Source organism: Paenalcaligenes sp. DL 463, from assembly GCF_057475185.1.
The window spans coordinates 1,676,316-1,700,774 of record NZ_JBYBKX010000001.1 but is presented as its reverse complement, the minus strand read 5'-3'; the positions used below and the strand labels follow the sequence as shown (position 1 = coordinate 1,700,774).

General features: G+C 48.4%; 26 protein-coding genes, 1 pseudogene and 2 riboswitches. Of the genes and pseudogenes, 17 read left to right on the top strand and 10 right to left on the bottom strand.

What is annotated here, in order from left to right; all coding sequences use genetic code 11:
• Window positions 1–65: 65 nt before the first annotated feature.
• A complete protein-coding gene (locus AC2UZI_RS07970) occupies window positions 66–272 on the top strand; it encodes a hypothetical protein (protein WP_486943275.1) in 207 nt (68 codons plus the stop codon).
• Window positions 273–372: 100 nt separating this feature from the next.
• Entirely contained in the window at window positions 373–1,071 is a 699-nt protein-coding gene (aqpZ, locus tag AC2UZI_RS07965) for an aquaporin Z (RefSeq protein ID WP_486943274.1), read from the top strand.
• 42 nt (window positions 1,072–1,113) lie between these two features.
• On the opposite strand, the gene AC2UZI_RS07960 is transcribed toward aqpZ, so the two are convergent.
• Window positions 1,114–1,761: a carbonic anhydrase gene (locus AC2UZI_RS07960; RefSeq protein ID WP_486943273.1), complete on the bottom strand. Its 648-nt coding sequence runs from the start codon at window positions 1,759–1,761 to the stop codon at window positions 1,114–1,116.
• A 225-nt stretch (window positions 1,762–1,986) separates the two neighbouring features.
• Here AC2UZI_RS07960 and AC2UZI_RS07955 point away from each other — a divergent pair, with 225 nt between their 5' ends.
• The 3 genes from AC2UZI_RS07955 (at window position 1,987) to AC2UZI_RS07945 (ending at window position 3,802) form a co-directional block, all read left to right on the top strand.
• Complete coding sequence (locus AC2UZI_RS07955) at window positions 1,987–2,391, top strand: YgiW/YdeI family stress tolerance OB fold protein (protein ID WP_486943272.1); 405 nt, start codon at window positions 1,987–1,989, stop codon at window positions 2,389–2,391.
• 151 nt (window positions 2,392–2,542) lie between these two features.
• Window positions 2,543–3,454, top strand: coding sequence for a DNA/RNA non-specific endonuclease (locus tag AC2UZI_RS07950; RefSeq protein WP_486943271.1), 912 nt, complete (start codon window positions 2,543–2,545; stop codon window positions 3,452–3,454).
• Window positions 3,455–3,562: 108 nt separating this feature from the next.
• Window positions 3,563–3,802 carry a DUF2061 domain-containing protein gene (locus AC2UZI_RS07945; protein ID WP_486943270.1) on the top strand — a complete coding sequence of 80 codons (240 nt, stop codon included), beginning with the start codon at window positions 3,563–3,565 and terminating at the stop codon, window positions 3,800–3,802.
• 111 nt (window positions 3,803–3,913) lie between these two features.
• Here the strand turns inward: AC2UZI_RS07945 and AC2UZI_RS07940 are convergent, their stop codons facing one another.
• Window positions 3,914–4,447 carry an AmiS/UreI family transporter gene (locus tag AC2UZI_RS07940; RefSeq protein ID WP_486943269.1) on the bottom strand — a complete coding sequence of 178 codons (534 nt, stop codon included), beginning with the start codon at window positions 4,445–4,447 and terminating at the stop codon, window positions 3,914–3,916.
• Window positions 4,448–4,781: 334 nt separating this feature from the next.
• Here AC2UZI_RS07940 and AC2UZI_RS07935 point away from each other — a divergent pair, with 334 nt between their 5' ends.
• Both AC2UZI_RS07935 and AC2UZI_RS07930 read left to right on the top strand, forming a co-directional pair.
• On the top strand, window positions 4,782–4,991 hold the full coding sequence (locus tag AC2UZI_RS07935; protein WP_486943268.1) for a YodC family protein: 210 nt from the start codon (window positions 4,782–4,784) through the stop codon (window positions 4,989–4,991).
• 56 nt (window positions 4,992–5,047) lie between these two features.
• Complete coding sequence (locus AC2UZI_RS07930) at window positions 5,048–6,271, top strand: DUF445 domain-containing protein (RefSeq protein ID WP_486943267.1); 1,224 nt, start codon at window positions 5,048–5,050, stop codon at window positions 6,269–6,271.
• Window positions 6,272–6,288: 17 nt separating this feature from the next.
• Here AC2UZI_RS07930 and AC2UZI_RS07925 read toward each other — a convergent pair whose 3' ends face one another.
• Entirely contained in the window at window positions 6,289–6,954 is a 666-nt protein-coding gene (locus tag AC2UZI_RS07925) for a putative quorum-sensing-regulated virulence factor (protein WP_486943266.1), read from the bottom strand.
• A gap of 241 nt (window positions 6,955–7,195) precedes the next feature.
• On the opposite strand from AC2UZI_RS07925, the gene AC2UZI_RS07920 reads away from it, so the two are divergent.
• Together AC2UZI_RS07920 and AC2UZI_RS07915 are read left to right on the top strand one after the other, a co-directional pair.
• Window positions 7,196–7,561: a NirD/YgiW/YdeI family stress tolerance protein gene (locus tag AC2UZI_RS07920; RefSeq protein WP_486943265.1), complete on the top strand. Its 366-nt coding sequence runs from the start codon at window positions 7,196–7,198 to the stop codon at window positions 7,559–7,561.
• A 231-nt stretch (window positions 7,562–7,792) separates the two neighbouring features.
• The gene (locus AC2UZI_RS07915; RefSeq protein ID WP_486943264.1) at window positions 7,793–8,863 is read left to right on the top strand and encodes an alkene reductase; all 1,071 of its coding nucleotides are present in this window, start codon (window positions 7,793–7,795) and stop codon (window positions 8,861–8,863) included.
• A gap of 14 nt (window positions 8,864–8,877) precedes the next feature.
• Here AC2UZI_RS07915 and AC2UZI_RS07910 read toward each other — a convergent pair whose 3' ends face one another.
• The 4 genes from AC2UZI_RS07910 to pbpG all read right to left on the bottom strand — a co-directional run bounded on the left by AC2UZI_RS07910 (window position 8,878) and on the right by pbpG (window position 11,409).
• Window positions 8,878–9,315 (bottom strand): PaaI family thioesterase, encoded by a 438-nt coding sequence (locus AC2UZI_RS07910; protein WP_486943263.1) that lies wholly within the window; start codon window positions 9,313–9,315, stop codon window positions 8,878–8,880.
• Between the two features lie 8 nt (window positions 9,316–9,323).
• Entirely contained in the window at window positions 9,324–9,791 is a 468-nt protein-coding gene (locus AC2UZI_RS07905) for a GatB/YqeY domain-containing protein (protein ID WP_486943262.1), read from the bottom strand.
• Window positions 9,792–9,849: 58 nt separating this feature from the next.
• Window positions 9,850–10,320 (bottom strand): carboxypeptidase-like regulatory domain-containing protein, encoded by a 471-nt coding sequence (locus AC2UZI_RS07900; RefSeq protein ID WP_486943261.1) that lies wholly within the window; start codon window positions 10,318–10,320, stop codon window positions 9,850–9,852.
• A 90-nt stretch (window positions 10,321–10,410) separates the two neighbouring features.
• The gene (gene pbpG / locus AC2UZI_RS07895; RefSeq protein ID WP_486943260.1) at window positions 10,411–11,409 is read right to left on the bottom strand and encodes a D-alanyl-D-alanine endopeptidase; all 999 of its coding nucleotides are present in this window, start codon (window positions 11,407–11,409) and stop codon (window positions 10,411–10,413) included.
• Between the two features lie 234 nt (window positions 11,410–11,643).
• Between pbpG and AC2UZI_RS07890 the strand changes: the two genes are divergently transcribed.
• On the top strand, window positions 11,644–12,069 hold the full coding sequence (locus tag AC2UZI_RS07890) for a hypothetical protein (protein WP_486943259.1): 426 nt from the start codon (window positions 11,644–11,646) through the stop codon (window positions 12,067–12,069).
• A gap of 117 nt (window positions 12,070–12,186) precedes the next feature.
• Here AC2UZI_RS07890 and AC2UZI_RS07885 read toward each other — a convergent pair whose 3' ends face one another.
• Window positions 12,187–13,644 (bottom strand): sodium:solute symporter family transporter, encoded by a 1,458-nt coding sequence (locus tag AC2UZI_RS07885; protein WP_486943258.1) that lies wholly within the window; start codon window positions 13,642–13,644, stop codon window positions 12,187–12,189.
• Between the two features lie 69 nt (window positions 13,645–13,713).
• Window positions 13,714–13,822, bottom strand: a riboswitch (TPP riboswitch).
• A gap of 78 nt (window positions 13,823–13,900) precedes the next feature.
• Window positions 13,901–13,999, top strand: a riboswitch (TPP riboswitch).
• Window positions 14,000–14,049: 50 nt separating this feature from the next.
• Here AC2UZI_RS07885 and AC2UZI_RS07880 point away from each other — a divergent pair.
• Together AC2UZI_RS07880 and AC2UZI_RS07875 are read left to right on the top strand one after the other, a co-directional pair.
• Complete coding sequence (locus AC2UZI_RS07880; protein WP_486943257.1) at window positions 14,050–14,826, top strand: 3-oxoacyl-ACP reductase; 777 nt, start codon at window positions 14,050–14,052, stop codon at window positions 14,824–14,826.
• Window positions 14,826–16,121 carry an LLM class flavin-dependent oxidoreductase gene (locus tag AC2UZI_RS07875; protein WP_486943256.1) on the top strand — a complete coding sequence of 432 codons (1,296 nt, stop codon included), beginning with the start codon at window positions 14,826–14,828 and terminating at the stop codon, window positions 16,119–16,121. The genes AC2UZI_RS07880 and AC2UZI_RS07875 overlap by 1 nt, the downstream gene beginning before the upstream one ends.
• Before the next feature lie 66 nt (window positions 16,122–16,187).
• Here AC2UZI_RS07875 and AC2UZI_RS07870 read toward each other — a convergent pair whose 3' ends face one another.
• Window positions 16,188–17,141 (bottom strand): NAD(P)-dependent oxidoreductase, encoded by a 954-nt coding sequence (locus AC2UZI_RS07870; RefSeq protein ID WP_486943255.1) that lies wholly within the window; start codon window positions 17,139–17,141, stop codon window positions 16,188–16,190.
• A gap of 336 nt (window positions 17,142–17,477) precedes the next feature.
• On the opposite strand from AC2UZI_RS07870, the pseudogene AC2UZI_RS07865 reads away from it, so the two are divergent.
• A pseudogene (locus AC2UZI_RS07865) lies at window positions 17,478–17,726 on the top strand (GGDEF domain-containing protein); the annotation flags it as partial.
• 167 nt (window positions 17,727–17,893) lie between these two features.
• Complete coding sequence (locus AC2UZI_RS07860; RefSeq protein WP_486943254.1) at window positions 17,894–18,805, top strand: restriction endonuclease; 912 nt, start codon at window positions 17,894–17,896, stop codon at window positions 18,803–18,805.
• Between the two features lie 54 nt (window positions 18,806–18,859).
• Here the strand turns inward: AC2UZI_RS07860 and AC2UZI_RS07855 are convergent, their stop codons facing one another.
• Complete coding sequence (locus AC2UZI_RS07855) at window positions 18,860–19,777, bottom strand: YicC/YloC family endoribonuclease (RefSeq protein ID WP_486943253.1); 918 nt, start codon at window positions 19,775–19,777, stop codon at window positions 18,860–18,862.
• Window positions 19,778–19,887: 110 nt separating this feature from the next.
• On the opposite strand from AC2UZI_RS07855, the gene AC2UZI_RS07850 reads away from it, so the two are divergent.
• Genes AC2UZI_RS07850 through rph form a run of 3 tightly spaced genes read left to right on the top strand, consistent with a single transcriptional unit; the run spans window position 19,888 to window position 24,429 of the window.
• Window positions 19,888–21,012, top strand: coding sequence for a metallophosphoesterase family protein (locus AC2UZI_RS07850; RefSeq protein WP_486943252.1), 1,125 nt, complete (start codon window positions 19,888–19,890; stop codon window positions 21,010–21,012).
• A complete protein-coding gene (locus tag AC2UZI_RS07845; protein WP_486943251.1) occupies window positions 21,009–23,645 on the top strand; it encodes an AAA family ATPase in 2,637 nt (878 codons plus the stop codon). The genes AC2UZI_RS07850 and AC2UZI_RS07845 overlap by 4 nt, the downstream gene beginning before the upstream one ends.
• A gap of 34 nt (window positions 23,646–23,679) precedes the next feature.
• A complete protein-coding gene (gene rph / locus AC2UZI_RS07840) occupies window positions 23,680–24,429 on the top strand; it encodes a ribonuclease PH (protein ID WP_486943250.1) in 750 nt (249 codons plus the stop codon).
• Window positions 24,430–24,459 lie beyond the last annotated feature (30 nt).

Sequence of the window (24,459 nt, the reverse complement as noted above, 5' to 3'; positions counted from 1 at the left end):
CAAGATTGTGTTTTGCACTACATTCAGTAGGTGTAGCGCGTGATAAATCGGATTCGGAGGCAATGATGAGTTTCAAAAAGTCGCACAGTGATGTCGCCAGTGATACACCGCCGAGCAGCACTAAACCCATAAAGCCGCTTCAACCCAAGCCCGAGATAGATTCTGATGTGCATCCGCAACGTCAACCCGGTGAATCACCTTTACCGGACGAGTCGGATAATATCCCCGGCGACGAGAACGATCCAAACCTTGCAGATCGCTCTAAAGGTTAGAAAAGGTTAATTGTTTTCAATTGTTTAGTTTTGACGGAGGCGCGAGCGCTAAGAGCTGACTAGAATCCTTTGCATCAAGATAAAAAAAGGATGAACAGCCATGTCTCTAATGAAACGCTGCAGTGCCGAGCTTTTTGGTACTTTTTGGTTGGTCTTTGGCGGATGCGGAAGCGCCATATTTGCTGCCGCGTTTCCCGAATTAGGAATTGGGTTTGCCGGGGTTTCCTTAGCATTCGGCTTAACGTTATTAACGATGTGCTATGCCATCGGGCATATTTCTGGTTGCCACATCAACCCTGCTGTGACCTTCGGTTTGGTTGCCGGAGGCCGGTTTCCTCGTAGCGAGCTTTTGCCCTATGTCGTCGCGCAAGTGGTGGGAGGCATCATTGCGGGAGCGGCACTTTATCTAATAGCTTCTGGTAAGGTAGGTTTCGATGCTAGCGCTGGTTTTGCCTCAAATGGCTATGGGTTGCATTCCCCCGCCCAGTATTCCTTAGGCGCTGCTTTAGTGGCGGAAGTGCTGTTAACGGCCTTTTTTATTTTTATTATTATGGGAGCAACTCATAAGCGTGGAAATGCAGGGCTGGCAGGCGTCGCCATTGGCTTGTCGCTTACGTTAATACACCTTATCAGCATCCCTATTACCAACACCTCTGTTAACCCAGCTCGTTCCACTGGCGTGGCACTATTTCAAGGAAGCTGGGCTATTGAACAGCTTTGGCTGTTTTGGCTGGCTCCCATTGTAGGGGGCGTGATTGGAGCACTGGTGTATCGTTGCTTAAACAGTAATCTTGATTGATCACTAGTGGTGTTTATATTAAACCGCCTTAACGGCGGTTTTTTAGTTTATCGCTTCTTCACAGTAGGGCATGAAACGACCACTTTCGGGGTCACGTATGAATAAAAGCCCTGTAGCCACGCCAAAGTAGGCACCGTGCAAGGTTAAGCTTCCGTTTTCAATAGCTTCTGTGACAGCGGGAAAAGTCAGAAGGTTTTCGAGACTGTAATCCACGACAGCGAGCTCAAGCTTCTGAATCCATTCGGAGCGGTTTTCGCAGGGAGGGCCCACGCGCTCGGCAACAGGCGCAATTTGAGACATCCATTTACCAATAAAATCGCGTTTGCTTAGCGGAGCAGCTTTACTGGCGAATGCTGAAATCCCCCCACAACTGGCATGGCCGAGTACGACGATATGCTTAACTTTAAGCGCATTCACAGCGAACTCAATGGCAGCACTGGTACCATGGAATGAGGTTTCCGTATCCGGTTGGCAAGGAGGAACAAGATTAGCGATATTACGTATCACAAACACCTCGCCCGGGCCGGCATCGAATATGGTTTCGGGCGCTACACGGGAGTCTCCACACCCAATCACCATAATTTCAGGATGTTGACCAGATTTCGCGAGTTCTTCGTAGCGTTCGCGTTCACGCGATAGCCTACCGTTCAAAAATGATTGGTAGCCAGAGGTTAGTCTAGTTGGAAACACGTTTATCCTTTTTAGTTTTAAGCTACTGAATTTTACGCCGATTTTGCCCAGTAACGCTACATTAAAACGTAAATAATGGCACTGATTACCTAAGAAATTAAATCAATAAGCCGCAGTAGCATCAAAAACGCCAAGTACCTTACTATCGGGATGTGTCTTTTGCTTGGTAGTTGTTACGTTTAGGCACGAGGCCAAGTAGCGAGGGTATCATGTAGGTGCCATACTATGATTAGGTTACTTATTGTGAACATCACTTGGAGAATAAATATGGGTGTAAAGCGTCTTCGTCATATTTTGGCTTTCGCGGTATTGAGTTTACCGTTAAGTTTTCCTGTTGCTGCACAGTACGTAGGACCGTCAGCGGTAGGCGAGGCTTCGGTAGCCGCAATTTTGCAGAATCCGATTGATGATCAAGATGTGCAGCTAACAGGTAATCTTGTTCGCAAAACCAATCATGAGAAATACGTTTTTTCCGATGGTAGCGGAGAGATTGTTGTTGAAATTGATGCCAAACGTTTTCCTGACCAACCCATTGATGAAAAAACAAAAGTAGAGATCACAGGCGAAGTGGACACGGGTTTTTCTCGAGCTCCTGAAATCGAAGTGGACTCACTACGTATTGTCAATTGAATTGATTCCGAGACGTAACGGCTACCCGTGTCGGTATGGGTAGCCGTTCCATTACGATGTGTAAACGGTCGTAGCCTTATTTTTTGATCGCCTATAATCAGTTTTAGAGCCGGACAAAAAAGTCCAGTTTGAAGAACTTGATAAGAGCAGTATGGCGACCAAAAGAAAAACAGTTTCACGTACACGAAGACCTTCCTCTAAGCCGACCCGTTTTAGCTCATTTAAACGCTTTATCAAAACGATTAGCGTTTCTGCGATTACGTCATTTGGTATCGCGAGCTGCGCGTTAAATCCCCAGTTGCGCGATTGGGACGTGGTTGATGCGCTGATCAGTCAGTTTGAGTGGCCGCAGCAAACGCAATCGGCTTCAGCAGTGCACGACAGCGGCGCTTATGTTCAAACCAGCTTCGCTCAATGTCGTGAGTTTTTCCCACAGAACAAGCCACCCATTGTGCCGGCAGCGCAAGGGCAACGAGAACTCTGCTTTAGCGCCTTTGCATTGCTCCATCATGCTGGGGCCAAGACGCCTGTTTTTGTTGCTCAGCGCTTAAATAAGCAGATGCTGACACAGGCTCGCCATGTACAGCGTGTTGATAGGTTCTATGCGGAGGCGCGACTACCTAAGGCTGAACGTGCAGAGCTAGACGACTATCGTGGGTCAGGTTATTCGCGTGGTCACATGGCGCCAGCCGGCGATATGCATAATAATGACGCGATGGCGCAAAGCTTTTCGCTTGCCAATATGGTTCCGCAGAATCAACGGCATAATGCGGGGGCTTGGAGCAAAATTGAAAATGACACACGCAAGTATGTCATGAGGGCTCAGGGTGACGTGTATGTGTTCACAGGGCCTGTGTACACTGCGGACGCGAAGACGATTGGTAAAGGGCAAGTTGCTATTCCCGACTTTTTATATAAGTTGGTTTATGACGCGACCACGCAAAGATCGTGGGTGCATTGGCAGCAGCACAGTGCGGATACTAAAGCCAGCGCGCCCATTAGCTATGAAGAGTTTGTTCATCGCACCGGACTTCATTTATTGCCCTTGGTTGAGACTAAGTAAAAACAGACTCTGAGGCCATATAGTTAAAAGCTATCGAATCGGTAAAAACAATCAAATGCAAGTAGGATCTATTCTCATTACAATGAGATATCGATTCAGGAGACTATTATGCGTACAGTGGTTTTTAAAACAAGTCAGGTTGGTTTACACATGGTTGTGGCATTTGCTGTGACGTACGGCTTTACCGGTTCTGTAGCCGTTGGCGGTTTAGCCGCCGTAGTAGAGCCCATTTGTAATGTTACGTTGATGCCGTTACACGACAAGTTATGGAATCGCTACAGTAAAAAATCTAAAGTGGCACAACCGTCTGCCGCGTCTGACTTGAAAGCCCATCCGGTTGCTGCCTAATAGCTGGTGGCGCCTGACACGATCATTATGGTTTCTTAGATAAAAGGCCCAACAAGCAAGACGTGTTGGGCCAAATGTTATAAGCCTATGGGTTGGTGTAAGGCTTGTTCACTAAATAAATTTCCAGAAGTTAAGCAAAGCGGGCAATAGGGCGGTACCGACCCCTTGGACCATTGACATCAATCCAGCAAATTTGGTGATCTTTTTTTTCTGAACCAGCATTAAAAAGAACATAAACCAAAGTACGGCCCATGACAGCCAACTTACGACTAGCCAGTGATCGAACACGGTTTGTGCGTTGTGCAACGTGATCCACGCCGTGGGGACGGCTATACCGCTAACCAGTAATGAGAACCAGCCGAGCGCTTTACCGTCGGAGCCCGTATAGGCATTCACCCCTATCCAAACATAGGTTAGTGCAAATAGCCCGACGTATGCGGCGGATGAATAGTCGATAACGACCATGCTTGATGTTTGAATCATGGTGTTAATGACCACCAAGCCTAAAACCCCAGTAAACAAATTAACAATAGCGGCGTCTTTTTCACTGATGTGTTTCTCGATAACACTGGATGCTGACTGATACAGTCTGACCCCATTAATACAGAGACAAATACCGGCAAAGGTTAAAAATACACTTAACATAGATGATGATAAGAAATAAGAGGGATCGATGCGATAAACACGGTGATGACAACCGTGTTCAAAGCAACGCGAGAATATCAGTTATTTCGTAGAAATGTGCTGCCTTTTCTTATACTGTGCATAGAGTTATGAGCATGTAGAAAAGCTTGATTTCCCACGTTTTTCTGGTGTTTATTTATGTGCTTTTTACCTCTTTTTAGTTCACCCGTGCAGGCTTGGGAATTTTCGTCTATAGGCTTGGCGTTGTGAGATGATTTTTGCTGTTAGTATGTGCGCTGCATGTCAATGAGACGTTGGCGATGTCTTCTCTTCTTTTTTGTTTTGATGGTTTTTTATGAAAATACGTATAGGTGATGTAGTAAAGTTAAATAGCGGTGGCCCTTTAATGACGATTACTCAAATTGGTCTAACGCATGGGCGAGTTGAATGCACGTGGTTTGTAGAAGAGGTCGAGATTCGCTCAGCGTTTATTCATACCGATGCGTTAACGCAGGTAAGCGATACGGCTGCTGCGAGGACTATCAACGAGGTTTCTGCCGGCTAACCTATACTTTCTTCAGGATTCGCGTGAAAGATTGGTTTCACTCTCCGTATAATCGTATGAAGACGACCGCAACGGCGCTGTTGTTCGTTGCAGCAGCGTTGTTTGTGTTTTCGAAGGTGGTGGGAGACGGCACGGGCGGATGGGGCTATCTCACGGCCTTTGCCGAAGCGGCTATGGTGGGGGCCGTGGCAGATTGGTTTGCTGTGACAGCGTTGTTTCGCCACCCCTTAGGTCTCCCCATTCCCCATACAGCGATTATTCCAAGAAAAAAAGCACAGCTGGGGAAAAACTTAGCGCATTTTATTTGCGAGCATTTTTTATCGACAGCGCAGTTAATGCAAAAGCTACGAGATTTTGATGTAGCGAAGCGTTTTGCCCATTGGCTTGCCCGACCAACGAATGCTCAGCTAGTTAGTGACTACGTGGGTTTAGCCGTATTACACAGCCTGTCTGCCTTACGAGATCAGCGAGCAGAGAAATTCATTCAAGCGACGGCGGTTGAAAGTTTGAAGCGCATTGACGGCAGTGCGCTATTAGGTAGTATTATCAATGGCCTAACCACCGACAAGCGCCATCAAGAGCTGCTGAATCATGTTTTAAAGTGGTTGAATCACCTGCTACAAAACGAAAGTGTGCAGCGCCGAGTCGCCCAAGCTATCACCAACGAGCTGAACGCCTCGTTGCATTTGAAGTCCTTAAGTCGTTTAGCCGGGGGATGGTCTACCGAGAAGCTGGTTCGAGCTTTTTCTAAAGAACTCGATGCGATTTCTAATGATCCCAGCCACGAATTACGGCGCAATTTCGATGGCTATTTACGCTTGTTAATTCGCAAACTTAAGCGCGACCCCCATTTTCATAAGCAGGCCGACCAGCTTCAAGAGCAAATCATTCATCACCCCATCTTAGTGGCATACTTGTCTAGCCTTTGGGCCGATATTATCGACTGGCTACAAGATGATTTAGCGAAAACGGATTCGGAACTGCGTGCGAGAATGAGCGCAAGCACAACGGCGTTTGCTGCCCATTTGTCGAACGATCCCGCCATGCAAAGTGTATTGAATGAGAAGATTGACGAGTTTGCCCCTGCTCTGATTGAAAAATATCGATTACAAATCGCTCAGTACATCGAGGCTCGTGTTATCGCATGGAATGAGCACGAGTTAGTCGCGCAGCTAGAAACCTCAATCGGTAAGGATCTGCAGTTTATTCGAATTAACGGCACGCTCGTTGGAGGCGTAGTGGGGCTAGTGATACATGCCGTTAGTCATTGGCTGGTGTAGCGACAGAACTCGTTAGGTTAGAGCGTGGCTTGAACCGCCATTTTGACATGGGGGTCAAGCGTGTCTTGCCGCAGTAACCAGGCTTTGTAATCGGGGGGAAGCTCGCTGATTGGCATTCCTCGATGCTTACCAAAAGGCATAATCGTTGGAATGCGAGCCTGCTCGGAGAGAAGCCAAAGCGCTTCCCATGTTGTGATGGGCGTCTCTATTTTTTGAATTAACGTCTGCAGTAGCAACAGGCAATTGTGTACGTCAGCTAAAGCAGAGTGCGCATTCTTGAGGCGTTCGCGTGCGCCGGCTCGATCAATGTGATACATCAATGCCGATTGGCTATGGCTGTCTAGGCTCGGAAAATATCGTCGACTGAGAGCAAGTGTGCAAATACGCTTGATATCTGGTGAGCCTGAAACTTGCCAATCATAATCGATATTGTGTCCGATAATGTATTGTGCGTTATCAGGTAGGCGGAATTCCGTATGGGGAGCACAACCCTGCAGTTCCTCATCGTAAATATGATGAGTCGCCAACGCACCAAGGCTAATTTTTTCGCTAGGGCAATAGCGGGCCTCGAAGGTCTCAAGAATGTGTAAAGAAGAAGGGGAGTCGAGCATTAACCATGCTGCTTCGATCACTTGAGGGTTACGTGTACCGGTAGTTTCAGTGTCAAATAACAGTGCTGTCATTTAAAAAAGTATGCCAAACAAGAAATGAGTTTATGTAACAGCAAAGAAGCTAATAAGAACGAGGCCTTATCACTTGCTGTTGCCGAAGAGTTAGCCGTTATAGGCCATTACACTTCGTACTATACACAATCACATTAACCGACCGATCACAAACGATTACGAGTTGCTACGCCCCTACACCATTAGGTGGTTCAGAGCTTCTAGTATGGACTTAGCTTTTCCAACACTAAGGAGAAAGTACATGAAGAACCTTACACTTAAGTCCGTATCCGCAAGCTTAACAATCGGCTTAGCCGGCTTGGCTTTTACAGGGCCAGCCTTTGCCGCTGATGAAACGTTACCCGTTGCCACCTCGGTAGGGCAGATTCTTGAAAATACTCAAGATGATCAATCTGTTACTCTTAAAGGAACGCTAACTAAGCTTGATGGTGACGATAAGTACTCTTTCACAGATGGCACCGGTGAGATACAAGTTGACATCGACGAAGAGGTTTTTCCGGCTTCCACCTTAACACCCGACAGTCAGGTCGAGATTCGAGGGGAAGTGGATAAAGGTTTGATTGGTAGAACCGAAATTGAAGTGAAGTCGGTGAATATCGTGAACTAATCCTTCCTTTTCTGTCTACTCAAGCCCCGTGTTTGCATGCGGGGCTTTTTTCCGTGTTTTGGCTAGAGCTTGGGTGCACTTTTGTTATGCTAGTGCTACTGATAGATGAAATTAAAATGTAAAGAACGTGGTAGTAAAGGGTGAATTCTGGTAAAAACCCTTATCCGGGTATTCACTGGGTTGCAGAGATCGGGGCTTATCTCGATCACCTCCTACAGGATGGTATGCAGTATGGTTAATTTGTTTGACCCATTACAAGTGGGTGATATTAAGCTAGAAAATCGTATCGTTATGGCGCCGATGACCCGTACGCGGGCCGCTCAAGGTCGCGTTCCCAGCGATATTATGCGTAATTATTATTGCCAGCGTGCATCCGCAGGTTTAATCATTGCCGAGGCCACTTCCGTATCGCCACAAGGGGTGGGTTATGCGCACACGCCTGGCATCTGGAGTTCTGCCCAAATAGAGGGGTGGAAAAATATCACGCAAGCCGTGCACGCTAAAGATGGAAAAATTTTCCTGCAGTTATGGCACGTGGGTCGGGTGTCTGATCCCGAGTTGCTGAATGGGCAAATGCCCGTCGCCCCCAGTGCGATTGCCTGTGAAGGAAACGTCAGTCTGTTACGCCCTACGCGTGCCTATGTTGTGCCGCGTGCGCTAAGTCGATCTGACATCGCTGATATCGTTACTGACTTTCAAGATGCGGCGCAAAATGCGATCGCAGCCGGCTTTGACGGGGTAGAGATCCACGCCGCGAACGGTTACTTAATCGACCAGTTTTTGAGTGATGGCAGTAACCACCGTGAGGATGAGTACGGGGGCAGCATTAGCAATCGCAGTCGATTGCTCTTAGAGGTGGTTGATGCATGTGCCACGGTTTGGGGGTATGGTCGCGTTGGCGTGCACTTGTCGCCTCGGGGGCAGGCTCATTCCATGCATGACTCGGCTCCTGCTAGCTTATTTACACATATTGCTGCAGAACTTGAGCGACGTAAGGTGGCGTTTATTTTTTGTAGGGAATCGGCGTTAAGTCGAGATATTACTGCTGTTATACGTCAAGCTTATACGGGCACGTTGATCGTTAATGAAAATTATGATCAGGCGTTGGCAGAACAAGTGGTCGTTAATGGCCGTGCCGATGCGGTCGCCTTTGGACGCCCTTATATTGCAAACCCCGATTTAGTAGAACGATTTAAAGATCAAGTGCTGTTGGCCCAGCCTGATACAGAAACCTTCTATACGGATGGGCCTCGTGGCTATACTGATTATCCTGCGCTAAGTGCTAGCGCGGTTACTCCGTAATTAAGCGCCTTGTATTAAACCCTTGAGTTTTCACCGCGGCGCCTGACTACTTTAAAGCTTGCCGTGGCGGTCGCAACTGTACGTTTTTTGTCATCGATAGCCACTGCCTTGCAGTAGGCGATGTCATCCACAATGTGTAGGCAGTTTGCGGTGACTTGAATGTCACCGCGAGCCGGACTTAGAAACTGTGTGCTCATTTCTATGGTGGCCATGCCTGAATCGGGAATATGCGCTCGTGCGGCGGCGCTGAGTGTGTAATCTAATGCACTCATTAGGGCACCGCCGTGTACATCCCCACGGCTATTCACGTTTTTTTCAGACCAACGTAAAAAAGTATGGGCGCCTTGATCGTCAGCGTGAACCGTCTCCAAGCCGAGGGTGTCCATGAAAGGAATGTGCAGGCCGAAGTGATCACCTTCCAGTTTGAGTCCTTTCGTGTCGAGCGTATCCATCAAGTGACTCATGAGGAGGTAGAGAGTCTTGCTTTGACGGCTTGAGAGACTTCGGCCATATCGGCTCTGCCTGCTAAATTAGCGCGAACGCTGCTCATGACGTGGCCCATAATCGCAGGGCCAGAGATACCTTTTTGCACGGCTTGAGCAATCGCTGTTTCGATGGCGGCGTGCACGTCTTGCTGGCTTGCCTGCTCAGGAAGATAGTCTTGCAGAGTATTAATTTCCTGTTGCTCTTTTTCGGCGCTTTCAATACGACCGGCCTTTTCGAAGGCCAAGATGGATTCTCGACGCTGTTTAACCTGCTTCTCGATGATCGTGATAATTTCAGCATCCTCTAGCTCTCGCTGGGTTTCGATTTCGCGAGTTTTGATGGCTGACTGCAGCAAGCGCAATGTGCTTAAACGCACGGTTTCACGCGCTCGCATCGCTTCTTTTACGTGATCAGTAAGGGTGTTTTTCAGTTGTTGAGACATGGGCAAGCCTTGGTTTGTAATGATCGATTATGTCGTGACAGAACTCAAAAAAGCCGATTTATTCGTGCTTATTTGTTTGGACTGATGGGTCGGCCCACTGTATGTCTAATGCGGTGGGCTGTGATGATATCCGGACAGAATGGGATTGTGTTTGCCCCAGATAAGTACTGTGAACCGTGTACTCACCGGCCGGGATTTGAATAAAGCAGAAGGGGCCGTCTGTCGTCATGTTCAAGAGCGTTTGGTCGGCAGAGTCGCGGATCACAACCTGCACATCCGAGACAAAGGCGGCTCGGTCTCCATTGTTAGTGACCGAGTAATTTAAGCTTAAAGCATAATTGGCTCGTACACGTCTGAACGCTGCCACTTCATCACTTCCTATGCCACCTGTTACTACCACCAGCGAGCCATGGTATTGCGGTGGGGGCATGGACGCAGTCGCGGAAGTAGCGAGCGTAGGTTGTGCAAAGGCTAAGCCCAGACACAGCACAGACAGTGAAAGATAGCGCGTTAACGGTTTGATTTTCATAATAAGCCGATGCAGAGGATGATAACGATAGCCTTGATTGTAACGTTTTTATAGGCTGAATCGCTTTCCTCGGGTTATGAGCGCATCGGCCTATAGCATGGCCAATTGGGGATTGCTTTCCACCAAGCTACGTAAACGAACAGCGTCGCCAATACGTGAATAACGTCCTTGAGCGTTCAGCAATACGATAGCCACATCACGATCATCAATTTTGGTTAGCATCACCAAGCACTGGCCCGCTTCGTTAATAAACCCAGTTTTAGAGACTTGTATATTCCATTTATCGTTTTTTACTAAGCGATTGGTATTGTTAAATACCAACTGTCTGCCTCGGGCAGGTTGCACTGAGTAATTTTCGCTCGTGGTGTATTGCTTGATCAGAGGGTGAGTAGACGTGGCCTGTAGCAATTTAACGAGGTCTTTAGGGCTAGAAATATTCTCGCTGGATAGCCCCGTAGGTTCGACAAAATGCGTTTGACGCATTCCCAAAGCGCGAGCCTTATCGTTCATGGCACGCACAAAGGCGGCTAAGCCGCCTGGGTAATGGCGGCCTAAAGCATTAGCGGCTCGATTTTCAGAGGACATTAGCGCGAGATGCAGCATGTCTGCGCGTGTTAGCGTAGAACCAACGCTAAGACGTGAGCTAGAGTTCTTTAATCGGTCGATGTCGGCACTGGTGATCTCTAGGACTTCATTCATGTCCTGAGCGGCTTCTGCAACAATCAGTGCCGTCATCAACTTGGTAATCGAGGCAATAGGACGAATTTCAGCACTGTTCTTTTCGTACAATATTGTAGAGGTTTGCAGATCTTGTACAAAAGCCACTTCGGAATGCAGCGAAGCACGGGGGCCTTGGGGGTTCAGACTGTTTAACGGATCCCGCGTCTGCAAACTGACAGGGTGTAGGTTTTTTTGAAATACAATATGTGGATTATGGTAAACAGTCGGACTCTGTTCGACGGCGCGCTGCGTGTTTGCCCAAGCAATAGGAGCAAAAAGTAGCGCCGTACTAATGATTCCTAACAGCGTTTTTGCGGGACGTTGTGTTCGACGCAACAGCGTGTTTGCTTGGGTTCTTATGGGTTTCATGGCCGTCGAGTGGTGGGGTTCTGGATAAAATGAATACTATCAGAAATTTATCGTTAAATTAACAAGTTACGAGCTAAACTTGAAAATAAACTTAAGTTTTTGACTGGGTTTTTCATAGTGTGGAATCCACTGTTTTTGCATACAGTGAGCAGCATAGGGTAATTGCTAGACGCGGGTGAGGCGAGACTCACATTGGCCTCTTGGACTATGTCGTATTTGTTTTTGGATGTTTTTATGATGCGATTTTGCCTACGAACTGTCGTAGTTGCCTTCACCATAGGTATAGCCGTATTACTCATTGGTAATGTTCATGCTTCCGAGTCGTGGTTGAAAACGAAGGTAAGCCCTCGAATAAGCCAGCTGAATGAGCCGGTGAATTACAAGATAGATCCGCCGGCCGAGTGGCAAGCAAATACTGCACTTATCCATCGTGTGGATGTGTTATTGCATTACCACAGTGATGCAACTGTTCTGACTCAGCTGTGCTTAGCGACCAGTTATCGTTGTGTGACCTTAAACGGAAACAGTTTCACGACGGATGTTTTTAATGATGAGCCCATTAATTCGGCATTTTTTCTTGTGCATACCGTGACTCGATGGAATGGGGCGGATCCCAATTTATTTATACGAAGTTCGGTCTCGGTATGGGCTGGGCCTTAACGACGGCTTAGATAAAAAAAGACGTAGGGCTTTTAATCGCCCTACGTCTAAAAAGGTGGTGTACTAAAGTTCGCGAGAGCGTTTTCTTGAATAACCACCTTGCCACAATCAATACGATTAAATTCGATTCGCGTGTTGGTCGATGCTGCGAATTTTAGAGCTTAAGCTGTTTAGGTCAAAGTGTGGGGCCTTGCTAGAAAAAAGATGTAGCAAAAACGTAACGAGCGCAGGGACTAACGCTGCCACCAGAAAAGACTCTAACAAATAATCAAAAGCGGCATTCGGCGCCGGAAATAAATAAAGGCCCGCGACGAGTCCACATACGGTGCTTATTGTAGCAGTGGTTCCCGTCAACCGTTGATTGAATAGCCCATAAAAAACCGGAAAAGCGGCTGCGGCACATAATAAGTCGGCCAGCAAAAACAGATACAGGACACTGTATCCTTGAGAGGCCGCGATATGCACTGGTATAGCGAGAAGTAGAATCAAATACTTAGAAAGCGTTTTGAGCGTTTGATGTTTGGTTTGTGGTCGTAACCGATGGGTGTCCACGGCAATAATACTGGATACTGCACTAATGGCTGTGTCAGCGCTGCTCATAACTAAGGCTAAACCAAGAGGCAGTAAAGCGATAGCAAACCACATGGGTATCACCGGCATGATGACACTGAACAGAGCGATGGAGTTATCGCCATCGGGTGTATGGGCGACAAAAGCGAGACCAAATAAACCCAGTATGAAAATGAAAGGCGCGACAAGTAGCCCGCCAAGTAAGAAGCCGCGTCTCATGGAAGGGATATCTTTAGCGGAATAGACCCTCTGCCAATTCCCCTGGTGAAAAAGCCCAGTTAATAGGATAGCCACAAAAAAAGTAAGCCCTGCTTTAATCCCGATGGGATCATTGAGCCTTAGCAATTGTGGGGCATTTTGCTCTAGCTGACGAATGGTAGGCCCCGTGCCGCCGATGGCATACCAACCAAACGCTACGATTAATACCAACATAGGAAGAATGACGAGCATTTGTACTTTATCGGTAAAAATACTGGCTTTCAAACCGCCATAAGAGGTGTAAATCAGTGTGGATACCAGAACGATGCTGGATGTTAGCCAAAGCGGTATGGGGGCGATGAGCGTAACCATTTTAGCGATAGCGGTAATTTCGGCTGTCAAAGCGATGAACATGTAGAACATCATGATGACCAGCGCTAAGGCATACATGGTCTTGCCATAACGAGTCAGTACAAACTCGCTAAGTGTGTGGCCTTCAGGGATAAGCGTACGCATGCGCTGCCCCAGTGGAATCATTGCAATACGTGGAGACATGGCGCCCAGAGCATAGCCAATGACAGCGGCAAGCCCTCCCCATGTAGCCGCTTGGGCGGGCGAGAATAAAATCCATGCGCCTAATGAAGACGCCAGTAGCGTTAAAACGGTTGAGGTGGAACTTTGGCTATTGCGCGCAATGACGTAGTCTTCAAGGCTGTCTTTGCTACATCTGGCGTATAGCACGCCGGCTAAGGCAAAAACGCTTGCAAATGACACTAACCAAATTAGGGTGGTGGTACTGCTTAACAAGAGGCTCTCCCTGAAACGGTAATCCAACAAGTGGATAGACCGAGCAGGCAGGCGAATACGGAGGATGTGACTGGACGTGTTTTCCTTCCCTTCGCCGGCATTACCCGGATCAGGTTCTAAGGGTCACGGTGAGTAAACCGAGTCTCAGCCTATAACGTAGGCCCCCCCAGGAACTGTGGCTAGAATAGTGTAGCGCTGTATTTAAGTCAAATGTCTGGTGTGGACTTAGTGTTACAACCGCTTTATGCTACTCTTAGCCTTCGACACGGGGTGTCCTACAACTGTTAGGACTGAGACCAAACCCGTAATACCTGATCCAGTTCATACTGGCGTAGGGATGTCACTCGTCACTAACTACCGCTTAGTGCGACATTGCCCCTACGCTATTTATTTGAGGCAATGTTCATGTCAGTACCTTCTCTTCCCTTAGAACAACAATTAGTGCTGATCACGGGCGGTTCGCGCGGTTTAGGCGCTGAACTTGTTAAAACATTCGTACAGCAAGGTGCGAAGGTCATTATTAATTACTTTAATAATACGCAAGGGGCTTTGCGCTTAGCACAAGAGCTAGGCGAGCAGACCTTGGCAATACGAGCGGATGTGACCGATGCACAGCAGGTGCAAAAAATGGTTGAGCAGGCTACACAGCACTTTGGCCAACCTATCACCACGGTTGTGAATAATGCTTTGCCAAGCTTCTCATTTAACGGCGATGCTAGACCGCATGCGGACACCGTTTCTTGGAGCGATATGCAGCAGCAAATGCACGGCATTGTTGGTGGGGCGATTAACACGACCCAAGCGTGCTTAGCGGGAATGACTGAGCTCGGTTTTGGCCGTATTATCAATATTGGCACCAACTTATTTCAGAACCCCGTCGTGCCTTATCACGATTACACGGCGGCCAAAGCAGCGCTGCTTTCTCTGACTCGCACACTGTCTAACGACCTTGGTCCTAACGGTATTACGGTCAATATGATTTCCGGTGGCTTATTGCGCACCACGGATGCGTCTTCAGCAACCCCTGAGGAAGTGTTTGATTACATTGCAGCAAACACCCCTTTACGTCGCGTTACCACACCCACTGAATTTGCTGACACGGCTTTGTTTTTTGCTAGCCCGTGGGCTCGCTCTGTCACCGGACAGAATCTAATTGTTGACGGTGGATTGGTGAAGAATTAATGAAACAGATGCATATTAATTTGTTTCTCTACGGGTGCGGACATCACCGCGCCGCGTGGCGGCATCCCGATTCCCAAATTGCCCGCTTGGGCGACATCAGTTACTACCAAGAGCTGGCTCAACTGGCTGAAAAAGCCAAGTTAGATGCGGTTTTCTTTGCTGATGGGCAGTCGGCAGATAATGTGTCTGATGGGCCGCGTTGGTTTTTAGAGCCCTTAACCATGATCTCGGCCTTGGCAAGTGCTACCGAGCATATTGGTTTCATTAGCACGGTATCCAGCACGTTTTATACGCCATTTCATGCGGCCCGCATGATGGCTTCTTTAGACCATATTTCTCGTGGCAGAGTGGGCTGGAATGTAGTGACGTCGATGTTTGACGTCGAGGCCAGAAACCATGGCTATGAAAGCATGCCTGATCACTCATGGCGTTATGGTCGGGCGCAAGAGTTCATTGAGGTGGCGCAACAGCTTTGGGACTCGTGGGCCGATAATGCGGTAGAAAGTAACCGCTCGGGCTCGTATGCGGATGTGTCTAAGGTTCATCCCATCAATCACCATGGTGAGCATTTTCTTGTGGATGGGCCATTAACCGTACCACGCTCGCCACAAGGTCATCCCGTGTTGTTTCAAGCGGGTGCGTCTGAACCCGGTAGAGCTCTTGCCGCTAAGGCTGCTGAAGCCATTTATGCGGTGGCGTATGATCTACCTGCCGCACAGTCTTACTATCGAGACATCAAGCGACGCGTAAAAGAAGCAGGGCGAACGGTTAATGTACCTATTTTGCCGGGGCTTGTAACGTACGTGGGTTCCACACACGATGAAGCCGTAGCAAAGCAACGTGCGCTTGATGAGTTATTACCCAGTGAAACATCACTGCGACAACTGGCGCAATTCATCGGACGCGATGATTGTCTTGGCTGGGAACTTGACGCGCCTGTACCGTCGTTACTGCCTCTTGAGGAGTTCACAGGGCCTAAAGGACGTTACGGAACCATTCTGCGCATTATCGAAACTGAAAAGCCGACAGTGCGGCAGTTGCTAGGACGATTAGCCGCAGGCGGTGGCCACTGCACCATGATTGGCACACCTGAAAGTATCGCGGATGAAATGGAGCGTTGGTTCAGAAATGAAGGCGCTGATGGCTTTAATCTGATGCCGCCTGCTCTACCTGAAAGTATCGAAGATTTCGTTGAGCAGGTGATCCCTGTATTGCAAAAAAGGGGATTGTTCAGAACTGACTACAGCACGAGCACATTGCGCGGACATTTAGGTCTGGCGCGACCCGCAGCATAGTCCGTTTTTTATTTAATGTTCTGCAAAACTGAACCTATCGTTATGATAGGTTCAGTTTTAGTTTGTTTAAATAACGGTATTCTCTTGTTCGCCTTTTTCCCACTTAATAATATTATTAAAGGTAATGTTGGCGCGTCTTATCATGGCTTCTTCTGTCGCAAAGCCGATATGAGGAACAAGAACGGTATTTGGCGCCGCTAAAATAGGGTAGTCAGCAGGAATGGGGGGTTCCATATCCACTCTATCTAAACCGGCGCCAGCGATGGTTCCGTTATGTAGTGCTTCGGCTAAGGCTGAGTTATCGACAATGGGCCCGACAGCGGTATTGATTAAAAACGAACTGGGTTTCATTAATGCCAGCTTATCTTTATTAATTAACCCTTTTGTTTCGTCAGTTAGGGGCATATGAATCGTCACAATGTCACTGGCCGCTAAGACCTCGTCTAAGGACTTATACTCTACGCCTTTGTTTATGAGGTCTGGCTTTTCGCTTCGGTTATAAGCAATGACGTGACAGCCAAAAGCTAAGGCTAACTCGGCTACCGCTTTGCCGATGTCTCCAGTGCCTAGGATTCCTACTGTTTTTCCTTTTAAATCAGTCTGTCTATAGCCCTGTTTTGTGCCGCCCTGTCTGACGATTTTCTCTAAGGGGATAACACTGCGCAACAGTGAAATGATTAACCCAAAGCTAAGTTCGGCGACAGAGTTGGTGCTGTAACCTGCAGCGTTAGATACGTTAATGCCTTTTTCTTTACACTTATCTAAGTCGATATGATCGTAACCTGTGAAGGCAACTGAAATATATTTCAGTTTTTCAGCAGCATCGATCACTTCAGCGCGCAGCGGCATGTTAGCAAGCACTAAAATTTCCGCATCTTTTATTCTTGATTTAAGCGTCTCATCATCTGATTTGCCATCGTTGTATACCACTAACTCGTGCCCCTTATCTGCTAAAGGTTTGGTTAGTGTATTGAAATCATTATCGTTAATTCCTAATGACTCTAGAATTACAATTTTCATTTTTGTTTTTACTCCGTGTTTATGCTTGAATGCGCTGGCCTAATAGGTCTGGACTCGTAGGCTGGAAACGACAGCCTTCGGCAAGAAGGGTGCCTAGATGAGCCAAGCTAAAGGTAGCTGTAAACAGCAACCATACGAATGCTAATAAGTAGCGGTGAACTGGGTATTAGAGCAGGATTGTACACATACCCCAAATATACCGACCGAAAGAGGGTAGAACGCTTCTTTTAGCCTGTAGCCAGCGGAGTCAACGTAAGTGTGTGATGCCGCTGGCTGCGAAAATGATGTCGGATAAACAGTATTATTAAGGTTTACACTTCGCGAAGTATGAGGACTATGCAAATACCTTCAATTCCAGCCAATGAAGAAACACGCCTTGCCTCCCTCCGGTCGTTGAGTACTCTGGATACGCCTCCTGAAGAACGTTTTGACAGGCTGACCCGACTGGCAAGTCGGATTTTCAATGTGCCCATTGCGCTGGTCAGTCTGGTCGACTCGGAAAGACAATGGTTCAAGTCAAATCAGGGGTTGGAGGGGGGCACGGAGGGTCCGCGCACTGAGTCTTTCTGCGCGCGGGGTCTGATTGAAAGTTAAGTCTGCTGTAATTCCTTGCGTAGGGAAGGCTCTAGTAATGTCGTTAAAGTTAAGGTTGGTTGTGGTGCCAATCCGCAGAACAACTAAACTCTACCTCTGTTTAACGTTTCAATTATGTCGACTGCAGGCATAAGTGAAGAGGTGAAGGAGAAAAAATTATGGCAATTCCCGATTTTCAAAGTGTAATGCGGCCTGTGCTTTTTGCCGTTGCCAGTGGAGAAACGCTATCACTTAGCCGCCTGCGGGACAAAGTAAGCAACTTTCTTCAACTGAGTGAAGCCGAACTTCATGAACGACTGCCCTCTGGCAAGCAAACAGTGATCAATAACCGTATCGGTTGGGCGCGCACCTATCTGAATAAAGCAGGCATGCTTCATATTCCAGCCCGAGGTATGGTTCAAATTACCGAACGGGGCTTGGAAGCATTACAAACAGGTCCAGAGCGTATCACTGTAGCGTGGCTCAAGCGTTATCCTGAGTTTGCTAGCTTTCATGCTTCAAAGCCCTCTGAGGGCCGTTCCAGTGCAGAGCCAGAAGAGCCACAAGTTGAGGCTACACCGGATGAGCAACTAGCCAACGCGTATCAGGAGTTGATGCAATCGCTTGCTGATGAGTTGCTGCTTCAGGTTCGGACTGCAACACCCACTTTCTTTGAACAACTGGTAGTCGATTTGATGATCGCCATGGGGTATGGCGGATCTCGTAAGGAAGCAGGCAATGCAACCCAGGCGACCAATGATGATGGTATAGACGGGATCATCAAGGAAGACAAGCTGGGACTAGATGTGATTTACCTGCAAGCCAAGCGTTGGACTAATACGGTACACCGCCCTGAAGTCGACAAATTCATTGGTGCTTTGACACGCCAAAGAGCCCGAAAAGGTGTGTTCATCACCACCTCTGACTTTTCTGCAGGTGCCCGTGAAGCAGCGTTGGGGCTGGATATCAAGGTGGTTTTGGTCGACGGTATAGAGCTGGCCCACCTGATGGTGGAAAACAACATCGGTTGTGGCATCAAACAGGTCTATGAAGTGAAGCAAATCGATACCGACTACTTTTCCGATGATTGAGGTTCGTTCGACAGCCGCCGTAGTCGTTCATTATTGGCTACGGCTGGTCTGGTATCACTCAATATTCTGCGCCTGCTCTCGCAATTGCTCGATCAGCAACTTCAGGTCGATGGCGGCTTCAGTGACGCTGAGTGCCGCAGCTTTAGAGCCAAGAGTGTTGGCTTCTCTGTTCATTTCTTGAAAGAGAAAGTCCAGACGTTTTCCTCGGCTACCTTTTGCTTTGCTTTTGGTGTTGCCGTTGCCACCAAGAATAAGCTCAAGTTCTTTAACGTGCGAGCGTAAGCGGGTTAACTCTTCAGCCACGTCTACGCGTAGAGAGAATAACGAGGCTTCTTGTGCAATTCGAGCCGATAGCTCTTCACCGCTAATCAGCTCGAAACCATCTGGGCTAACGCTCAGCAAAGCTTCACGTAGACGTTCGCTGATTTTTTGTTGTTGATCGAGCAAAATCTGTGGCATGTGGGTTTCAACCTGATCCACGATTGCACTTATTGAGCTGGCTATGTCCAGCATGTCTTGGGCAAGGCGTTGGCCTTCGCGCTCACGTGCCGCTACTAGTTCATCCAGAGCAAGGTTACAGACTTCGATGGATAAGGTTTGCCACGCTTCTTGATCGGTTTCAAGGGACTGGTGGTGAGAGGCCGCAATTTCGCTTAAGGATGGAGCAGGCGCATCGGGGATGAGGCGGCGGACCTGCGCTAAGTCATCCGCTATTTTTTGCAGTAATTGCGTTTGTAGGCCGGAGACGTCTTGCTGGGGCTTGCGTATAAAACTTAAGCGTAATTCAACCTTGCCGCGCTGTAGAGCAGAGCTTAACCGTTCGCGTAAGGCGCTTTCTACAAAACGCATGTCTTCAGGTAAGCGTAGGTTGAGGTCTAAATAGCGGTTGTTGACGCTACGTAAATCAATGCTAATCGTACCGATATCTGAGTCGGCCCGAGCGCTGCCGAATGCCGTCATGCTACGGATCATAAGTTGCCACCGTTTAAATCAAAGAATGGTTTAATTGTAGCCTTAGTCCGTCGATGATGATGGCTCATGGTCTAATAGCGGACAGACTTCAGGTAAATGGTAGGGAGCGCATGCTTAGGTTTTTACACACTGCAGATTGGCAAATTGGCCGAGTTTATTCTCGCTTCGAACCCGAGGATGCCCACGCCTTGCAAGAGGCGCGTTTCACCATGGTAGAGCGGGTGGCTAGATTGGCTCAAGAGCGCGGAGTTTGTGCGGTGATTGTGGCGGGTGATGTGTTTGACAGCCAAAGCTTATCTGAACGTACGATTCGACGAATGTTTAATGCCTTGTCAGGCTTCGAGGGCGAGTGGTTGTTCATCCCGGGCAATCACGATGCACTCTTGGCAGAAGGGGTGTGGCAGTTCGCGAAGCGCTTAAATTTATTATCAGACCGAGTGCGTTTATTGAGCAGCCCAACCATTAGCTATATCGAATCACAACGTTTGGCCTTGTTACCCGCTCCGCTGACGCAACGACATACTGTCCATGATTTAACGCAGTGGTTTAACGATGCCACCACGCCCGAAGGTTATTTTAGGGTGGGGATAGCTCACGGTAGCGTACAAGGCGTTTTGTCTGAAAGTGCCAGTCGCACGAATCCCATCGCAGCCGATCGTGTTTCACAAGCCCAATTGGATTATTTGGCGTTGGGGGATTGGCACGGCTTAAAACAGATCGATGATCGTACTTGGTATAGCGGTACGCCAGAACCCGACCGTTTCCGAAATAATGATGCGGGGTGCGCATTGATTGTGAGCGTGGAGTACCCGGGTGCCATACCGCAGGTAGAGCGAGTGGAAACGTTACGGTTTCGATGGGAGTTGCTGTCTTATACGATAGAAAGTGATAGCGATATTGATGAGTTAGCACTTGTTTTGCAGCGCTACCCTGAAAATACCGTGTTAGAGCTAAGCCTTTCAGGTCGCGTTAGTGTGGCCCAACAGAAGCAATGCCAAGCATTGATTAATCAGCATTTAGCCAGATTTCGCAGCCTTGAGCTAAAAGACGAGGCGCTATTGCTACGTCCTAGCGTGGACGATATTGCGAATTTACAGGTCGATGGGTATTTGGCGGATGTGGTCGAGCAGTTGCAACAGGCCAGCGAGGCTGGACACGATGTTTCGGGCCGTGCACTTGTAGAGTTGGCATCTATTCTTGAGCAGGTTCAACAGAGTGGACAAGCAAGCTTATGAAGTTACGTCGATTGTATCTATCCCAATTTAAGCAGTTTGCTGAGCCCTTTGAGTTGGATAACTTACAAGACGGCTTAGTGATTGTGAGTGGTGACAACGAAGCCGGTAAATCCACCTTGTCTCTGGCGTTACGGTCTGCTTTTTTTGAGCGACACAATACGTCTACGGTTGATTCGTTTAGGCCTTATGGCGACAGCTCGGCTCGCCCTGAAGTTCATGTGGAATTCGACTTACAAGGTAAGAGCGCACTGCTGAAAAAGCGATTCCTGCGTCAGGCTGGCTGTGATTTACGGGTAGGAACAGAAAACTTTGATGGCAGTCTGGCTGAAACTTACTTAGCCGAACGACTTGGGTTTACTCTGCGAAAACGCGGGGGCAGTACGGCCGCTGATTGGGGGGTCCCAGGTTTATTGTGGGTTCAGCAAGGCGAACTTCACTTTCTTAATCAGGCCGTGGCTCCGGCAACAAATCAATTAGGTGATGCGCTGGGTGCAAGCATGGGCGCCCTGGTAAGCAGTGATAGCGATGAGGTGTTAAGCGAAGTCGAAAACCGTTTGTCCGAGCTGGTCACCGCCACTGGGAAGCCCAGAGCCGAGTACGACAAAAGTTTGAAGCAAGAGCAAGAATTAGCTGAGCAGGTGGCGAAGCTGCGCCAAGAGGCAGATAGTCATAAAGATTTAGTGAATCATTTTGAGGGCGTACATGAGCGTTTTCAGCATGCCCAGCAAGAGCGGGCTTGGCTAACGCTTCGTGGGCGAATTCCGGCCTTACAAAACGAAATGGAGCAAGCCGAGCAGCGTGATGCAACCTTGTCTCGATTAACAACAGAGCTACGAAGCTTAGAGCAAGAAAAAGAGTATGTATCCAGCTCATTGCAAAATATCCAGTCCGAAGCCTTGCGTTATGAAACGCTGCAGCAGACTATTGCGCAGCTTGATGAGACGGTAGAACAAGGTCGGGTTGCCTTAGCCGATGCAGAAACCAAGCATGTGCTTGCACAACGCACATTGCAGCAAGCACAGAGCAAACGTCAGGCTGCCACTACGTATGAACAGTGGCAGGTACAAGATCGTGAACGAGCCCAAATAACGCAGCGCTATGAGCCCTTGTGTCAGGTGCTTAGCTCTGCGCAAGCGTTATACGACCAGCAACAGCAGTTACGGCTGCACAGGCTGGGGCCTCGTATCGACACCGATGCGTTAAAGCAATTAATGGAAATGAATCAGCGTTGCGCTCGTTTAGAGGCTCAGCTTGAAGTGGTTTCCACGCGCTTGCGCTTTGATGTGCAAGATACCAATTCGATCCGTATCAAGGGGAAGTCGCTGTCAGACGATGCGCTTGACGTACAGATCAGCGAGCCTACGACGGTCGATATTGAAGGGGTGGGCGCCATTCATATTACGCCAGGCGGGCAAGATGTTATTACGATTACGACCCAGTTGCAGAGCGTGAAGCAGCAGTTTGAGGCTTTACTAAAGCAATACGAAGTCAGTGATTTGGCCCATGCGGAAACCCAACATCGAGTGCAAGAAAAGCAGAAGCTTGAGCTCGAGCGTACCAATGAATTGCTTGCGCTTAAGGCGCCACACGGCATTGCCGCCTTAGAGAGCGAGCTGGCGGACCTAAAGCAGCGAATTGATCAGAAACCTACCACCGCACCTGAGTTAGAGGATCGCCCACTAAGTGTTGCTGAAGCGCAAGCGTTAGAACAAGAGGCGCAGGCCGCCCAGCAACGCTGTGAAAGACTATGGCAAGAGGCGCGACAGTCATGGCTTGAGCTAAATGTGAGACGTAATTCCCTATCTGACGAGCAGCAGCGCTTAGCGGCTTATTTGCACGGAGAGGAAGGCAGCGCATTACAACGTCGTCACCAAGAGCGTTTTGATCACGTATCAAGTAAAATAGCGTCGACTCAAACTGAAATTTTTGCGTTAGAGAGTGCGAAGCGAGGGCTACGCACGGCGAGTACGATTAACGCTGAAATTGACAACCTTGAACGTAGAGCCGCCCAAGCGCAGCGCAGCTTTGATGACTTAAAGCTGGAGTTAAGTCGCGTCGAGACCGAGCTACAAATTGGCGGTGCAAGGGGTTTGGATGAGCAGTTGTTGTTGAAGCAAGCGGCTTTGGTGCATACGTCAAAGCGTGTGCAGCAGTTTGAGCAGAGGGTTGAAACCTTAACGCATCTTAAACAATTGTTGTTGTCGTCTAGAGCACAGCTACGCGAGCGATTACAAGCCCCTTTGCTCAAGCGCGTTCAGTATTATTTGGATTTCCTCTTTCCTAACTCACGCATTGAGTTAGCCGAAGATTTTGTGCCGAAAATACTGCACCGAGAAGATAAGCAGTCCAGCGACGTGTTGGACTTAAGTTTTGGGGCCGTGGAGCAAATCGCGATTATTGCCCGCTTAGCGTATGCCGATTTACTTAAAGAAGCGGGCTTACCCACGCTTATTGTTCTGGATGACGTATTAGCGTATTCCGATAGGCAGCGATTAGATTGCATGAAAGCGGCATTGTTTGATGCCTCAAGTCGTCACCAAATTATTTTATTTACCTGCCAGCCGTTGGTGTGGAGTGATGCAGGTGGCCAAATTATTAATTTAGAGCAGCGCAAATTAGCTCGGTTGAGTTGAGGTTTGTGATGTTAACTTATTTGTGGAGAATTCCTTGTTAAGTCAAGAACAGGTCGTTACAGCAAGGCATGAAGGGCGCGCTGAAAATCAGTTGCGCTCCATGAGCTTTGAGGTGGGTTTTAGTAAGCACGCTGAGGGCTCGGTATTAATCAAGGCAGGTGACACGCATGTGTTATGTAATGTCAGTGTTCTTGATAGAGTGCCGCCCTTTCTTAAAGGTAAAGGGCAGGGCTGGGTGACAGCAGAGTACGGCATGCTGCCACGCTCGACGCACACGCGTAGTGATCGTGAGGCAGCTAGGGGCAAACAAAGTGGTCGTACTCAAGAAATACAACGGTTGATTGGGCGCAGCTTGCGTGCCGTATTTGATTTGTCGTTGCTGGGTGAGCGGACGCTGCAGATTGATTGCGATGTGTTGCAGGCCGATGGTGGAACCCGCTGTGCCAGCATTACTGGCGCGTGGGTGGCGGCGGCTATTGCGGTGCAAAAACTACGAAACCAAGGTGTGCTGGAAAGTGATCCGGTTTTAGGTCAGGTGGCGGCTGTGTCCGTAGGTAAGAAAGGCTCAACGCTATTGTTGGATTTGGATTACGTGGAAGACTCAAGCTGTGACGCCGACGTGAATGTTGTCATGACAGATCAAAATGCCTTTGTAGAGATTCAAGGTACCGCTGAGGGGCTCAGCTATAGCCGTGTAGAGTTAAATGGCTTGTTAGATTTAGCTCAAGAGGGCATTGCGGCATTACAAGTTTTACAACGCGACGCGGTTGCACAAGGCGTTTAACGTCATCTCGGTTGTTAGCAGAGAGTAGAG